Here is a 14,494-nt window from a genome sequence, read left to right on the forward strand (position 1 = left end):
GCGCATGCGGCGGGCGCATCACGAGTTCGTGCGCTCGTAGACGAGATTGAGCCGGGTCTGGGCGATGAGCTTGTAGCCCTTGCTCTCCAGCAGGGCCGGCAGATCGGCCTGCCAGCGCCCGCGCGAATCCTCGACGATGACGAAGCCGGGCCAGAGCGCCTCGGGCGCATCACGCAGGAAAGGTTCGAGGATCAGATCCTCGGCGCCCTCGACATCGAGCTTGATCGCGTCGATCCGCTCATAGCCCTCGCTCTGCACCAAAGCGAGCAGGGTCGTCGCCGGCACCCTGACCGAGTTCGCATTGCTGGAGCGCAGGATGCGCACGCTCGATTCGCCCTTGTTGGCGGGATCGAGGAACAGCGTCAGTTCGCCCGGCTTGTCGGCGAGCGCGCAGGCGATCGCCTTGACCGTGCCGAACGGGTTCTGGGCGATGTTGTAGGTCAGCCGCGCGAAGATCTCGGGCTGAGGCTCAACCGCCAGGATGCGGGCGCCCCGGCCGGCACGAGCCGCGACGAAGAGCGAATAGGCGCCGATATTCGCGCCGACATCGATGAAGCTGAAGCCCTCGCGGATCCGCGAGGCCAGAAGCTCGCGCTCCTGCGCATCGAAATATTGCGGCGTGAACAGCACCCGCTTCTCGCAGACGTTGCCCTCGGGATAGAGCCGCATCTGCGCGCCGAGTGCCTCGATGTCGACGGGCTGGCCCTTGAGCCGGTTGAGCCCGAGGCGACGCAGCGCGAAGGCGACCTTGCGGCCGAGGAAGGAGCCGGAGGCGCAGCGCGTCCAGCCGATGATGCGGGCGATGAACCCCTGCGGCGCGAAGGTGCCGAAAGGCTGGTCCTCGACCGGTCTGATCTCATTGAATGCCATTGGCGCGCTGTACACCTCAAGTGCCGATGGCGCCAGAGCCGGATCGCAGCCGGGGCAGCGCGAGGGCGATGTCAGGCTGCATCGCTCGCCGCCGACGTGCAGTCGGCGTTCAGCGGGCAGAGGCTGCCGCAATCAGCGACACCGGCCAGGAGATAGCGCAGGCAGCAGAGCTTGCGGCGCCGGATCGGCTCGCCCTGCTCGACCGGATAGCGCACCGCCTCATGCATCGGATTGCGCTGGCCCGAGGGTTCCAGCCGCCGCTCCAGCCGCAAGCGCGCCCGCGCGAGCGCCAGCGGATCGGCGAGATCGGCAGGCAGCTGCTGTAGCGTCCATTCGAAGATCGCCGCCGCATTGGCCCAGAGCAGCCGCGGCGAGACCCGGAACTGCCTGGTGAGCAGGTCGACCAGCGGCGCGGCATGGTCATCGAACAGGCGCGCGAACGGATCGCCGCCATCGCATCGCGGAGCGCCCTCGTCCGGGATTACGATCGCGCTCGTCAGCCCCGCTTCCTGCGGCACGATCGCGATCCGGTCGAGTTCCAGCGGCAGGTCGCGATCGCATAGAAGGATTGCCACCGTCGCCGGGATGATCAGCGCGCCGAAATGCCATTGCGACCACATCGAGACCAGCGCCCGCCGGTCGCTGTCCGGATAGAGCGCGGCAAAACGGGCCATCAGCCGCTCGGCGGCGCCGTCGAGCAGGTCCCGTCCCGAGACGACCTCCTGCCCTATGTCTGGCAGCACGAGCTTGTCTCTGTACCAGGCCAGCGCCTCCGGAAAGCGGGAGGCGAAGGACGGCAGCGGCAGGGCCTCGCTCATCCGAGCGCCGCCTGCTCCCGCGCCGCCGGCCGCTGCTGGGCCGCGGACCAGCCGCCGAGCAACGCCGCCAGAGGTGCCGCGATCAGGGCGACGACGGCGGCGAGGCCGAAGCAGACGCCGTAGCCGAAATGCTGGGAGACCCAGCCGGCACCGATGCCGCCGGCCATGCTGACCAGCCCGTCCATGCATTGCAGCAGGGTGAAGTCGACGCCGGCCTGACGCGGATCGGACAGCGCCATGAAGCAGGCATAGAGCGCGACGAAGCCCAGCGCCATGATGCCGGAGGAGCTCGCCAGCGCCAGCGCCAGCACGAGCGGCTGCGGCAGGCCGCGCCAGGCGGCGAAGGCGAGCCCGCCGAGCGAAGCTGCCTGCAGCACGAGTGCCAGCACCAGCACGCTGCGCGCACCGAGCAACCGGACGAGCGCGCCGCCGGCAAGTGCGCAGGCGAAGCCGATGGCGAGACCGCCGATGCCGTTGACCAGCCCGATCGATTCAAGATCGAGCCCGCTATCGACCAGATAGGCGCCGAGCATGGCGACGCCCCATTTCTGCGCCGGCACATAGACGGCGGCAAGCAGCAGGCCGGAGCGCATCTCCGGCCGCTTCAGCGCCTGCTTGAGCGAAGGCTGGTGGATGCGCTTGGTCGGCGCGGCCGGGGCTGGCGAGAGCAGGAAGGGCAGCGCCAGCACGAAGAGTAGCCCGGCCATGGCGAAAGTGGCGAATTGCCAGTCGAGCCGCGCCACCAGCACGAGGAAGAGACCGGAGCCGAGCGCCGAGCCGAGATAGGCCCCGCCGACCTGGGCGGCGTTGCCCCAGCCGTGATGGGCCTGCGCCAGCGTCTCGACCGCGTGGCCGTCGCAGGCGATGTCGCCGGTCGAGGCCGAGAAGGCGATTAGCACAAAGACGCTGATCAGCGGCACGAAGGCGACCGGCCCGATCAGGCCGACCGCGACGAGCCCGGCAGCCGAGACGAGCGTGGTCGCCAGCACGATCGCCCGCGAGCGCGCCGGCCCGGTATTAGGAAGACGGTAGCGCTCGACCGCCGGCGCCCACAAAAACTTCAGCGCCCAGGGCAGTACGGCGAGATAGGTCAGGCCGATCTGATCGAGCGGCAGGCCGCGCTCGCGCAGCACGCTCGGCAGGGCGATGAAGGTCAGCCCGCCGATGATGCTCTGGCCGACATACAAGCCCCCGATGGCGAGGACGATCGCCGCGGGCGACAGCAGGAGCGCCCTCACCAGCGATAGCGCAGGCTGGCGATGACCTTGCGTCCCTCGTCGAAATAGCAATAGCCGGCGGTGCAGGTCTGCTGGACCTCGTTCAGGAGATTGGTGGCGTTGACCTGCAGCCGCATGCCCTTGAGCTGCGGGCTGAGGTTTTCGAGATCATAGCGGATCGAGCCGTCGACGAAGGTGCGCGCCTTGTTGTCGATCACCGGCCGGCCGAGATTGTCGCCGAGGCTGGAGCCGACATAGCGCACGCCGCCGCCGATCCCGAGCCCGCGCGCTGGCCCGTCCTGGACGGTGTAGTCGAGCCAGAGCGAAGCCATGTGGTAGGGGATGCTGGAGAGGCGGTTGCCGACGGTCTCCTCGGTCAGCTTCTTGATGCGGGCGTCGTTGTAGGAATACGAGGCCTGGACGCTGAGCCCGTTCGCCAGCGAGGCGACGCCCTCGATCTCGAAGCCGCTGGAGCGCAGGTCGAGCTGGACCTGGCGGTTGAGGCCGTCGACGACCTCGTAGACCACACCATTGTCCTGGCGGATGTTGAACACCGCGGCGCGCAGCGAGGCATTGTAGCCCGGCAAATCGTATTTCACACCGAGCTCGGCCTGCTTGCCGCTCGTCGGCTGGGCGACGCCGCCATTCAGCACTGTACCGGGATTGGGCACGAAGGAGGTGCCGTAGCTGACATAGGGCGCGAGGCCGAACTCGGTGACGTAAGACAGCGCGGCCCGGCCGGTGAACTTGCCGTCGGTGCGCTTGCTCTCGGTCGGAACGGCGCCGGCCGCGCCCGCCTCGAACTTGCTGTCGACCCAGTCATTGCGGACGCCGGCGGTGAGACGCCAGCCGCCCCATTTGATCTGGTCCTGCAGATAGACGCCGGTCGTGGTCAGCGTCTGCTCGGTCCGCCACAGGAAGGCGGGATTATAGCCGAGCGGAACGCCGCCGAAGGCTTCCTTGTTCTTGTAATGTAAACGGCTGACATCGACGCCGGCGAGCAGCGTATGATCGACCGCGCCGGTCCGGACCTTCGCCTCCAGCGAGGTGTCGACCGAGAAACCGGCGGTGTTCTCGCGCGTCAGACCCGAACCGAAATAGACGTATTGCTGGTTGTTGCCGAGCTGCTGGTACCTCGCCCGCTGGCGTAGCGTGAAAATCTCGTCGAACTTGTGCTCGAATTCGTAGCCGATGCGGGCCTGCTGCTGGCGGAAGTCATTGTAGCGCTTATCGCCGACATAGAGCTTGGTCGCGCCAAGCGTCTTGGAGAGCACATTGCCCTGGCGGTCGACATAAGGGCCGTACTGATTGAGATAGGCCGCCGTGCCGCCGGTGGTCGAATCCATGTACTCGCCGAGCACGGTGAGCTTGGTCGCCTCGTTCGGCTTCCAGGTCAGCGCCGGCGCAATGAAGACGCGATCGTCCTTCATCGCGCTGATGTCGGTCTTGGCGTCGCGGATGACGCCGGTCAGCCGGTAGAGCAGCGTTCCTTCCGGATTGGCCGGGCCGGAAAAGTCGAAGTTGAACTGCTTGCGGCCGAACGAGCCGCCCTGGACCTCGATCTCGCGGAATGGCGTCTCGGTCGGCCGCTTCGAGATCAGGTCGACGATGCCGGCGCTGGTGCTGGCGCCGTAGATCGCCGAGGCCGGGCCACGCAGCACGCTGATCGCCTCCAGCCCATAGGGTTCGAGCCGCATCAGCCCGTTCGGGCTGCCGATCTGGCGCAGGCCGTCGCGGAAGACGGCGTTATGGGTGACGTCGATGCCGCGGATGGTGAAGGCGTCGTAGCGCGGGTCGAAACCATAGGTGCCGATGCGCGCACCGGGCGTATAGGCCAGCGCCTCCAAGAGGTTCTGCGGCTTGCGCTGCTCGAGCTGCGTCTGCGTCACCGTCGAGATCGACATCGGCGTCTCGAGCAGCGGCGTGTCGGTCTTGCTGGCGCTCCGGCCCGAGGTCGCGACATAGCCATTGGCGCTGAAGACGCCCTTCTCGCCGCTGCCCTGCCCTTCGACCACGATCGTATCGAGCTGGATCTGCCGTGCACTCTCAGCCTGCGCGAAGGCCGCGGCTGGAGCGAGGAAGAGAGCCGACGAGGCCAAAAGCGCAGAACGAAGAGTCATGACAAGGCAGTTCCGGAGATAAAATCACCGGTCCGGTATCAATATTGCCAGACAACGGTCAACGAAAACTTATTTTTAATTATTCAAAACTGAGAAACAGTACAAGATGCCAAAGATAAATTCAAGAATAATACACCGCCATCCAATTCTGAATTCTTTCTACACTCGTCACTCGGCGATTTCATCGCTAAGAACAGAACCAGCCGTCAGCATGCGAAGGACGAGGCGCCTGGCGCTCGTATGCCATCTCACCCTCCGCACCTGCGCCGGATTTTTTGAAGCTGCGCGAACCATTCGCGGCGGAGCGCCCCTCTTTCGGGTATTCAACCCGGAGACGCGCATCATGATCTACCGAAAGAACCTGCCCCGCTGGGAACGTCTGATCCGCCTCGGAGCGGCGCTGGGCCTGGGCCTTTGCGCCTGGCTGTTCCGCGACGGCGCGCTCAGCCTCGTTTTTGCGGCCGGCGCGGTCATCACCGCGCTGACCTCGGTCTTCGGCTTCTGCCCGATGTGCGCCATGGTCGGCCGCCGCCTGCCGGGCGATGGTGGGGCCGGTCAGTGAGCGGCCTGCTGGCGCTGCCGCACGATCTCGTCGAGCGCGCCCGCGCCGGCGATCCTCGCGCATTGGAGACCATGCTGGCGCTCTGCCGCACCGACATCACCCGCTACGCCCGCCGTCACTGCGAGGCCGAGGATGTCGAGGAGGCGGTCCAGGACGCTCTCTGGATCCTGTATCGCCGGCTCGGGGGCCTGCGCAGCGCCGCCGCCCTCGCCGGCTGGCTGTTCCAGATCATCCGCCGGACCTGCCTTGCTCTCGTCAGACGGCGGCGCCGGCATCTGCCGATCGAGGACGCACCGGCTGCGGCCCTGCGCGACGGTGGAGCAAGCGACCTCGAATTGCGCCTCGCCATCACCGGCATCATCGCCGAACTGCCGCAAAGCTATCGCGAGGTGCTCCTGCTGAAGGATATCCAGGGTCTCTCCGCCGACGAGGCCGCGAGCACGCTGGGCATCTCGCCGGAGGCGGCGCGCAGCCGCCTGCACCGGGCACGGGCAATGGTACGCGCCGCGCTGACCGAACCGGCCGGCCTTGACCGAAAGGCGGTGCCGGCATGAGCTTCGGCAACGCCTCAATCACAATCCATCTGCTGCGTGGATTGCTCGGAGTACTCGCGCTGCTGCTCGCAGCCTGGAGCTACAAATGGCTCGGCCTGTTCTCTTTGCTGTTTCTGCCGGTCGCGCTGTGGGCGCTGAAGGGCTGCCCACTCTGCTGGACGATCGGCCTGTTAGAGACGGTCATCTCAAGAAGACGAGGGTAAAGCGACAACGCGCCGGTGCCCCGATGCTTGCGCGCCCCGCCAAACCCAATAGATAAGGAGGTCAAGGAGCGGCCTTACGGAATGACCCTGAACGACTCGATCTCGCGCGGGCGGCGCGACCCCGCCATCAAGCTGCATGGGCCAGAAGCCTTCGCGGCGATGCGCAAGGCCGGGCAGCTCACGGCGCGCGGCCTCGACATGCTCGCCGGCGAGGTCAAACCCGGCGTGACCACACAGCGCCTCGACGATCTCGCCTTCCAGTTCGCCATGGACAACGGCGCCTATCCGGCGACGCTGTTCTATCGCGGCTACACCAAGTCGATCTGCACCTCGATCAACCATGTCGTCTGTCACGGCATTCCCGACGACAAGCCGATGCGCGAGGGCGACATCGTCAACATCGACTACACCCTGATCGTCGATGGCTGGCACGGCGATTCCAGCCGGATGTTTTCGGTCGGCGACATCCCGCGCAAGGCCGAGCGGCTGGTCGAGATCACCTATGAGAGCCTGCTGCGCGGCATCCGCGCCGTGCGCCCCGGCGCGACCACCGGCGATATCGGCTTTGCGATCCAGCGCTATGCCGAGGGCGAGCGCTGCTCGGTGGTGCGCGATTTCTGCGGCCACGGCCTCGGCCAGGTCTTCCACGACGCGCCGAACATCCTGCACTATGGCAGCCCCGGCGAAGGCGTCGAGCTCAAGCCCGGCATGCTCTTCACCATCGAGCCGATGATCAATCTCGGCAAGGCAAGCGTGAAGGTGCTCTCCGACGGTTGGACGGCGGTGACGCGCGACCGGTCGCTCTCGGCCCAGTTCGAGCACACGATCGGCGTGACCGACACGGGCTGCGAGATCTTCACGCTTTCGCCCGCCGGCCTCGACAATCCGCTCGCCCGCACATGAAGACCAGCGGCAACGGCAAGTCAGCCTCGCTTGCCGCCGCCCCGGACGACGCCCCGCCGCATCATCTCGGCCATCGCGACCGCCTGCGCCAGCGCTTCCTCGACGCGGGCGATGCCGCCCTGCCCGACTACGAACTGCTGGAACTGCTGCTTTTTCGCTCGATCCCGCAGCGCGACGTCAAGCCGCTCGCCAAGCAGCTGATCCAGCATTTCGGTTCCTTTGCCGAGGTGATCGGCGCGCCGGTCTCGCGCCTGACCGAGGTCAAAGGCATCGGCGAGAGCGTCGCGCTCGATCTCAAGATCGTCGAGGCGGCGCTGAAGCGCACGATGAAGGGCCAGGTCGCCAAGAAGCCGGTGCTCTCCTCCTGGTCCTCGGTGATCGATTATTGCCGCCTCGCGATGGCCTTCGCCGAGCGCGAGCAGTTCCGCATCCTCTTCCTCGACAAGAAGAATGCGCTGATCGCCGACGAGGTGCAGCAGACCGGCACGGTCGACCACACCCCGGTCTATCCGCGCGAGGTGATGCGCCGGGCGCTTGAACTCTCGGCGACCGCGCTGATCCTGGTGCACAACCACCCCTCCGGCGACCCGACCCCGTCCGGCGCCGACATGCGCATGACCCGCGAGCTGGTCGATATCGCCAAGCCGCTCGGCATCGCCATCCACGACCACATCATCGTCGGCCGCGACGGCCATGCCAGCTTCAAGGGCCTGGGGCTGATCTGAACGCTGGGCCGGCATGCACGGCAGCGCTAGCCTGGTTGCGCTGTGCCTTCGCGCGCCTGTTCGCACAGCCATGCGCAGAGATGTCGCGGCGCTGGGCGAGAATCGTCGGCGCGCACCAGTGCAAAGTGCCATGCCGGCCCGCTCAGGACGCATGAGAACGGCGCGATCAGCCGGCCTTCGGCCAGAAGCGGCCGAAACAACGAAGGCGACAACAGCGCCACACCCGCACCCGCCACCGCCGCATTCGCGTCCAGTTCGTGCGTCGGATAGTCGACGGCGACAAATCGTAGACGCTTCGGCGCTCCGCATCGGGCTTCGGCAAACCAGCGCTCCCAATCCGGATGCGGCAGGAGCTCGAAATCGGCCAGCTCTTCGGGCGACGACAGTGTTCGCCCACCGAGCAGCGCAGGAGCCAGCATCGGCGTCACCTCGACGGGGGCGAGCCGGAATTCTTCAAGCCCGGCCCACCCGCCACGGCCTGTCCTGATGGCAACGTCGAATGCGTGCGGGTCGCGCGTCTCGGATGAAACGTCGAGCTCGACAAGGCCTGCGCCAGGGACTGGATAGCGCACCAGCCGCGGCGCGAGCCAGCGCGATGCGAATGTCGGCGGCGCCGTGAGTCGGAGCGGTGGAATGGCGGCGCGAAACTCGTCGACCGCCCCCGCGATCTCGCCCAATGCGTCGCGGACTCGGGCGGCGAGACGCGAGGCGGCAGCCGTCGGAACCACCCGGCGACCGGCGCGCACGAAGAGTGCCTGATCGAGCTCGGCCTCCAGCGTGCGAATGCGCAGGCTGACTGCCGCCGGCGTCAGGAACAGACGTTCGGCAGCGCGCGCAAAACTACCGGCCGAGACACATGCTTCCAGGACGCGCAGAGATTCCAGCGACGGTCTCATGGTGAGTTTCTCTTGTGATGACGATTAGCAAAGCGCGTTTTGAGGAGAAGTCAGGCCTGCCTACGGTCGCGCGATCGAGAGGAGACGAACCTTGTCCCTGCAATCGCGCCCATTGTTCACACTTTTGCTGTCACTGCATCCAACGCTGGATCTGGGGCAGACGCCAGCCGGCGGCCGACGCATTTTTGCTGTTTCAGGCGGCAGTTTCGAAGGAGAACGCCTGAAGGGCACGGTCTCACCGCTGATCGGCTCCGATCTCCTTCTCGCCCGCACCGACGGCACCTTTCAACAGGACGTCAGGCTCCTCCTCGTCACCGACGATGGCAGCCTGATCCTGATGACCTATCGCGGCGTCAGGCGAGCCTCACCGGCCGTTGACGCGCGTCTCGCTCGCGGAGAGGCGGTCGATGCCTCCGAATATTATCTTCGCACGACGCCCTCCTTCGAGACCTCCGCGCCGGAACATGCCTGGCTCAACGGCATCGTCGCTGTCGCCAAGGGCACCCGTCGCACAGGCGGCGTCGAATACGAGGTTTTCGAGATTCTCTGATTGCGGGGCCACGCAGTGCGGGCGGAGCCTCGGATCAGGCTCGATATGCGCCGCGAACCGCACCGGGTGACAGGCCCAGCGCCCGCCGCATCGCGCGGGCCAGCGCCGAACCCGAGTCGAAGCCGGTGCGCCAGGCGATCTCGCCGACCGGAAGTGTCGTGTCGGTCAGCAGGCGACGGGCAGTCTCGATGCGCTGCCCATTTCGATAGTCGCCGATCGACATGCCGGTGAACTGCCGGAACAGCCGCGTCGCCTGCCGCCGCGACAGGCCGAATGCATCGGCGAGCTCATCCAGCGGCAAGTCTTCGTTCAGGCGCTCGCTCAAAGTCGCACGCATCTCGGCGACGAGTGCGTTGCCATGGTCATCGCTGCTCGCGGCCGAGAGCGCCTCACCCTGCTCGATTCGGGACAGTGTCGCGATGATCAGGGCAGCCGCCAGATGGTCTTGCGCAGCCTTCGGTGCTGCGTCGGCATCGTCGCTGCAGCACAGGCGCAGCAGCGTCCGCATCAACGGCGTCGCGGCAAACAGCGACGGCTTGCTGATCCGGCGCTCGAGCGGACGCGACGGCGCGAGCTGTGCGAGCGCTGCTTCGGTCAGATAGAGCGCCACATGATTGCTCGACTGGCGTAGCGCCTGCGACTCGTGCGCCTGCATTGTCGGGACGACGACGAACCGATCCTCACTGAGCCATGTCACCGACCGGCGCGTTTCGTCCCTGAAGGCGATGGTGCCGCGCGCAGGGACCAGGATCATCGCGCAGTCGTGCCAATGCCAATGCGTCCGATACTGCGGGCCGCCGCCGGTCACGACAGCGCGCTGCTCGCTCGCATCGAGGAGACGCGGCGGCGGCGCCGAATGCCGGATGTGCTCGAAGGATCGAAGCATGCCGCATCAATCTAGCACAGCCGCAGAAACATGCTGGACTATCGCGGCCCGTGGCCCGCCGGGTTGCATCATATGGCCCGTCGGGTTGCGCGCGGCCGAGCGCGAGCCGGCAAGCTCCGGCCATGACAACTGCACGCAACTCCGCCCGGCGCTATGCCGAACAGGTCTTCACGGTCAACGTGTTCGGCAACGGACCCGGCGGCGGCAACCCCGCGCCCATCGTCGTCGATGCCCGTCAGCTCGATGGCGAGGCGATGCGCCAGGTCGCCGCCCGTCATGGCCATGAGAGCGCCTTCGTCCTGCCCGGATGTGACGGCTGCAACTATCAGTTCCGCTTCTTCGTGCCGAACCATGAGATGGAGATGTGCGGCCACGCCACGCTCGGCGCGGTCTGGCTGCTCGGCCATCTCGGCGAATTGCCGGGGCGCACCGTCTCGATCGCGACGCTGTCAGGGCCGGTTCAGGCCCGTGTCGATGGCGGGCAGGCGAGCGTGAGCCAGCCCCGAGGGAAAAGCGCTGCGCTCGACGACGCCGGCGCCGTGCTCGACGTGCTCGGCCTGCGCCCGTCCGACCTGCCGGACCTCCCGCTGCTCAACGCCGCGACCAGCCGCGTCAAGACACTCGTCCCGCTGCGTTCGATCGAGATATTGAACGGCCTTCGGCCCGACTTCGCCCGGATCGAAGCCCTCTGCGATTCGATCGGCTCGACCGGGCTTTATCCGTTCGCACCCGCCGATGCGGATGCGGGCGTCTTCTCGGCCCGGCAGTTCCCGCGCTCCTCCGGCTACCCGGAAGACGCAGCGACCGGCATCGCCGCCGCGGCGCTCGCCTGGAGCACATGGGATCTCGGCCTGACATCAAAGCATCGCGTCATCGTCCGGCAAGGCGAGGCCATGGGACGGCCATCGCAGATCACGGTGGAGCGCGAGGGCGATCGCTGCTGGCTGTCCGGCCGGGCTGAACTCATCGGGGAGACGCCACTATGAACCGCCGCCTGTTCCTCGCCGGCGTTGCCGCCCTCGCTGCTGGCAAGAGCTTCGCACAGCAGAACGCCACGCCCTGGCCAGCACGGCCGATCCGCTTCATCGTGCCCTATGCGGCCGGCGGCCCGACCGATGTCGCAGCGCGTATCCTCGCCGAGACGCTGTCCCAGCGCCTGTCGCAACAGGTCATCGTCGAGAATATCACCGGCGCCGGCACGGTCGTCGGCACGACGCGAGCCGCTGCCACGAAGGACGGGCACAGCTTCCTGATCGCGACGGTCGCGCATGCCGTGAACACCGTGCTCTACGCCAATCTGACCTTCGATCCGGTCAAGGACTTTCGCGGCGTCGCGCTGATGGGAACCGTCCCGCAGATCGTGCTGATCAACAAGACCTTCCCCGGAAACTCGCTGGCCAATCTGCTGGCGGCGGCGCGGGCGAAGCCGGGCGGCCTGACCTATGGCTCGGCCGGCATCGGCTCGGCCCAGCATCTTGCTGCCGAACTGCTCGCAAGCATGGCGCAGGTCAAGCTCGTCCACGTTCCCTATCGCGGCAGCGGCCCGGCCGTCACCGATCTGATCGGCGGCCAGCTCGACCTCGTGATCGACAGTGCCGCGACGGCGCTCACGCAGGTCAAGGGCGGCTCCCTGCGCGCGCTGGCGGTGACCACGAAGGAAAGGCTGCCGGCCTTGCCGGACTTGCCGACCGTGGCAGAGACGCTGCCCGGCTACGAGGCCTACACCTGGAACGCCGTTCTCGCCCCAAGCGGCACGTCGCCCGAAATCCTCGCCGCGATGAACAGGATCACGAACGCCGCTCTGGCCGACCCGGCCCTGATCCGGCGCTTCGAGGAGATCGGCATCTCGGTCGCCAGGAACTCGACGCCTGAGGCGACGGACGCTTTCATCGCCGCCGAGATGGCGAAATGGCAGCCGCTCCTGCGCAGCGCCGGGATTGCGCCGAACCAGTGAGCTTTCGTTACGGCCCAACAGCAATCGCCGTCATGCTCGCCCTTGTGGCGAGCATCCACGTCTCGAACACCGCTTGCCCGAGGGAAGACGTGGATGGTCGGGATGAGCCCGACCATGACGGAAGGGGCTCAGACTTCGCGTAACACGATGCCGAACTCGGCGAGCCGCCGCATCAGATGGCCGGTGTCGACCAGCGTCTCCGGCAGATGCAATCCGCTCGTCGGACGCGGCTTGCCAGCCAATCCGAACAGGCCCTCGATCACCACGGCGATGCCCTTGGCGCTGAGCGCGGCATAACCGTCCGGATCGACCAGTTCCCAGCGGAAGCGGCCCGCGCGGCCGTCCTTGCGTAATCCGGCAATCTCGATGATCACCTCGTGCGAAGGTCGTTCGCCGCGCAAGCTGCTCGCCGTCTGCCCCTCAGCGAAGTCGACGCGCACGCTTCCGGCCTCGCTCGCCGACAGACTGAAGACGTCGACCAGGCCGACGGTCGTGCCCTGATGCGTGCGCCCATCGACGCCGGTATAGCCGCGCTGCGTCTGCGGCGCCGAGATCCAGCGCCACAGGCCGTCGGACTTGACCAGCGGCGCCGGACCGATGGCGCCGATCCGGTCCATGTCCTTCTGCGAGGCGAGGCCGAGCGGATCAGCCGGGTCAAATACGAGGCCGACCTCGATCGCATCGACCCGCTCGAAATCGCCGGCGGCATGCAGGGCAGCCAGCGCCGGCACCGAACCCATGCTGTGGCCGAGCAGCACGACTGGCGCAGCCTTGGGCTGACGGATGAAGCCGGCGATTGCCGGACCGACCTCGAAGACGCCATCCGACAGCGCGATATAGGCCGCGCCCTGCGCCGCCGCCCATGTCTGCGTGCGCAGCGAGAGGTCACGCACCGCCATCAGCACCATCGCCGGCTTGAGATCGGCCGGCAGGCCAAGATCGTCGCGCTCAAGATCGAGCGGAGCGCTCGTGGCATGACAGAGCTCTGTCGCCAGCGTTTCCGCCTTGGCGGCGTCGCGGCCGGCGATCACCAGCGGCAGTTCGGGATGAAGCTGGCGCAGGGCGCGGGCCGTGCGCGAGCCGACGCTGCCATAGCCGCCCAGGATCAGGACGGAACCCAGAACGGGATCAGCCATTGGCGTTGCCCTCCGTGAAGACCGCGCCGAATTCCTTCATCCGCGTGACGTAATAGGCAGGCTCGATCACGCTTTCGGGGAAGTAGAGCCCCGGCTTCAGCGCCTCGCCGCCGCAAAGGCCGAGCGCCCGCTCGGTCGCAAGCGCGACGCCGAGTGCGGTCAGCGGCGCCTGCCCCTGCGGGTGCACCACCTCGTAGGTCCGGATGGCGCGCTCGCCCGAGCGCAGCACGCCCTCGATCGTGATCACGCTCTCGGTCGAGAACGGCTCGCCGCGGCGACGGCTGGCCGAGACATCGAAGGCGAGGTCGAAGCGGATGTTCTTCGCGTCGGTCGTGGTGGCGAGGCCGAGCACGTCGAGGGGGCCATAGGCCGTCGCCGGCAGATCGACACCGTCGACGCTGCGATAGCGCGCCTTGGCCTCCTCACCGGCGATCCAGGCGAAGCGGCCATCCTTCAGCGTCAGCGTCGCCGAGCCGGCCTGGGTGATGCGGTCATAGTCGGCCGAGGCGGCCTGCCCGCCCATGTCCTCCTGATCGAGCAGCACGCCGACATGGATCGAATCGATGCTGCGGAATGCCTTGGCGTAGTCGAGCGTCGGGAACAGCGCCGCCCCGGCGAGCCACTGGCTGGCGAGCACGACCGGCGCCGCCTGCGGCGCGTGGATGAAGCGGGCGGCTTCGATGCCGATTTCGAAGGCGCCGCTGGAAACGCTGAGATGCGGGATGCCGTGACGCTGCGCATAGGCGAGCGCGTGGCTCCAGTCGTCCTTGACGAAGACGATGACCGCGCTGAAGCGCGCTGTCTCGGGCAAGCCGAGATCGGACTTGGAGAGGTCGGCGGCCAGCGCCTCGACGCCGAGCTTGCCGGCGACGGCCTGCGCCCTGGCGAGGTCGCGGCCGGCGATCGTGACGGGCAGGTTCGGATGCAGGCGCCGGATCGTCGCGACGGCCTGCGCGCCGACGACACCAGAGCCGCCGATGACGAGGACGGGATGCTGTATGATGGACATGGAAAGGTCTCCTTGACGGGCCGGCACCGGAGGGCTGGCATTCCTACTAAAAGTAACTTACCTTAAGTAGGAATGCATTTTGCCCCTTGTC

Annotated in this window: 16 protein-coding genes; 8 read left to right on the forward strand and 8 right to left on the reverse strand. The window is 67.2% G+C overall.

All coding sequences use genetic code 11. The annotated features are described in order from the left end of the window. Positions 1-18: 18 nt before the first annotated feature. The 4 genes from ACWIGM_RS00955 to ACWIGM_RS00970 form a co-directional block, all read right to left on the reverse strand. Entirely contained in the window at positions 19-870 is an 852-nt protein-coding gene (locus tag ACWIGM_RS00955; protein ID WP_454024052.1) for an FkbM family methyltransferase, read from the reverse strand. A gap of 71 nt (positions 871-941) precedes the next feature. Beyond that, on the reverse strand, positions 942-1,688 hold the full coding sequence (gene fhuF / locus ACWIGM_RS00960; protein WP_454024053.1) for a siderophore-iron reductase FhuF: 747 nt from the start codon (positions 1,686-1,688) through the stop codon (positions 942-944). Continuing rightward, a complete protein-coding gene (locus ACWIGM_RS00965) occupies positions 1,685-2,929 on the reverse strand; it encodes an MFS transporter (RefSeq protein WP_454025429.1) in 1,245 nt (414 codons plus the stop codon). The genes fhuF and ACWIGM_RS00965 overlap by 4 nt, the downstream gene beginning before the upstream one ends. After that, positions 2,923-5,025, reverse strand: a complete 2,103-nt coding sequence (locus tag ACWIGM_RS00970) for a TonB-dependent siderophore receptor (RefSeq protein WP_454024054.1) — start codon at positions 5,023-5,025, stop codon at positions 2,923-2,925. Before ACWIGM_RS00970 ends, ACWIGM_RS00965 begins: the two co-directional genes overlap by 7 nt. Positions 5,026-5,368: 343 nt before the next feature. Here ACWIGM_RS00970 and ACWIGM_RS00975 point away from each other — a divergent pair, with 343 nt between their 5' ends. From ACWIGM_RS00975 to radC, 5 genes are all read left to right on the forward strand, one after another. Next, positions 5,369-5,587, forward strand: coding sequence for a YgaP family membrane protein (locus tag ACWIGM_RS00975; RefSeq protein ID WP_454024055.1), 219 nt, complete (start codon positions 5,369-5,371; stop codon positions 5,585-5,587). Next, on the forward strand, positions 5,584-6,141 hold the full coding sequence (locus tag ACWIGM_RS00980; protein ID WP_454024056.1) for an RNA polymerase sigma factor: 558 nt from the start codon (positions 5,584-5,586) through the stop codon (positions 6,139-6,141). The genes ACWIGM_RS00975 and ACWIGM_RS00980 overlap by 4 nt, the downstream gene beginning before the upstream one ends. Next, positions 6,138-6,344, forward strand: coding sequence for a hypothetical protein (locus ACWIGM_RS00985; RefSeq protein WP_454024057.1), 207 nt, complete (start codon positions 6,138-6,140; stop codon positions 6,342-6,344). The genes ACWIGM_RS00980 and ACWIGM_RS00985 overlap by 4 nt, the downstream gene beginning before the upstream one ends. Positions 6,345-6,425: 81 nt before the next feature. Next, the gene (gene map / locus ACWIGM_RS00990) at positions 6,426-7,247 is read left to right on the forward strand and encodes a type I methionyl aminopeptidase (protein WP_454024058.1); all 822 of its coding nucleotides are present in this window, start codon (positions 6,426-6,428) and stop codon (positions 7,245-7,247) included. Further along, positions 7,244-7,972, forward strand: a complete 729-nt coding sequence (radC, locus tag ACWIGM_RS00995; RefSeq protein WP_454024059.1) for a RadC family protein — start codon at positions 7,244-7,246, stop codon at positions 7,970-7,972. Before map ends, radC begins: the two co-directional genes overlap by 4 nt. Before the next feature lie 26 nt (positions 7,973-7,998). On the opposite strand, the gene ACWIGM_RS01000 is transcribed toward radC, so the two are convergent. Then, positions 7,999-8,868, reverse strand: a complete 870-nt coding sequence (locus ACWIGM_RS01000; RefSeq protein WP_454024060.1) for a LysR family transcriptional regulator — start codon at positions 8,866-8,868, stop codon at positions 7,999-8,001. Between the two features lie 91 nt (positions 8,869-8,959). Here ACWIGM_RS01000 and ACWIGM_RS01005 point away from each other — a divergent pair, with 91 nt between their 5' ends. After that, positions 8,960-9,418, forward strand: a complete 459-nt coding sequence (locus tag ACWIGM_RS01005; protein ID WP_454024061.1) for a DUF3237 domain-containing protein — start codon at positions 8,960-8,962, stop codon at positions 9,416-9,418. A 34-nt stretch (positions 9,419-9,452) separates the two neighbouring features. Here the strand turns inward: ACWIGM_RS01005 and ACWIGM_RS01010 are convergent, their stop codons facing one another. Beyond that, the gene (locus tag ACWIGM_RS01010; protein WP_454024062.1) at positions 9,453-10,226 is read right to left on the reverse strand and encodes a helix-turn-helix domain-containing protein; all 774 of its coding nucleotides are present in this window, start codon (positions 10,224-10,226) and stop codon (positions 9,453-9,455) included. 200 nt (positions 10,227-10,426) lie between these two features. Here ACWIGM_RS01010 and ACWIGM_RS01015 point away from each other — a divergent pair, with 200 nt between their 5' ends. Then, positions 10,427-11,290 (forward strand): PhzF family phenazine biosynthesis protein, encoded by an 864-nt coding sequence (locus tag ACWIGM_RS01015; RefSeq protein WP_454024063.1) that lies wholly within the window; start codon positions 10,427-10,429, stop codon positions 11,288-11,290. After that, on the forward strand, positions 11,287-12,258 hold the full coding sequence (locus tag ACWIGM_RS01020; RefSeq protein WP_454024064.1) for a tripartite tricarboxylate transporter substrate binding protein: 972 nt from the start codon (positions 11,287-11,289) through the stop codon (positions 12,256-12,258). Before ACWIGM_RS01015 ends, ACWIGM_RS01020 begins: the two co-directional genes overlap by 4 nt. A gap of 128 nt (positions 12,259-12,386) precedes the next feature. On the opposite strand, the gene ACWIGM_RS01025 is transcribed toward ACWIGM_RS01020, so the two are convergent. Beyond that, positions 12,387-13,394, reverse strand: a complete 1,008-nt coding sequence (locus ACWIGM_RS01025; protein WP_454024065.1) for an NAD(P)-dependent oxidoreductase — start codon at positions 13,392-13,394, stop codon at positions 12,387-12,389. Further along, a complete protein-coding gene (locus tag ACWIGM_RS01030; protein WP_454024066.1) occupies positions 13,387-14,403 on the reverse strand; it encodes an NAD(P)-dependent oxidoreductase in 1,017 nt (338 codons plus the stop codon). Before ACWIGM_RS01030 ends, ACWIGM_RS01025 begins: the two co-directional genes overlap by 8 nt. Positions 14,404-14,494: the final 91 nt, after the last annotated feature.

This window comes from Allobosea sp. NPDC055332, from assembly GCF_053645455.1.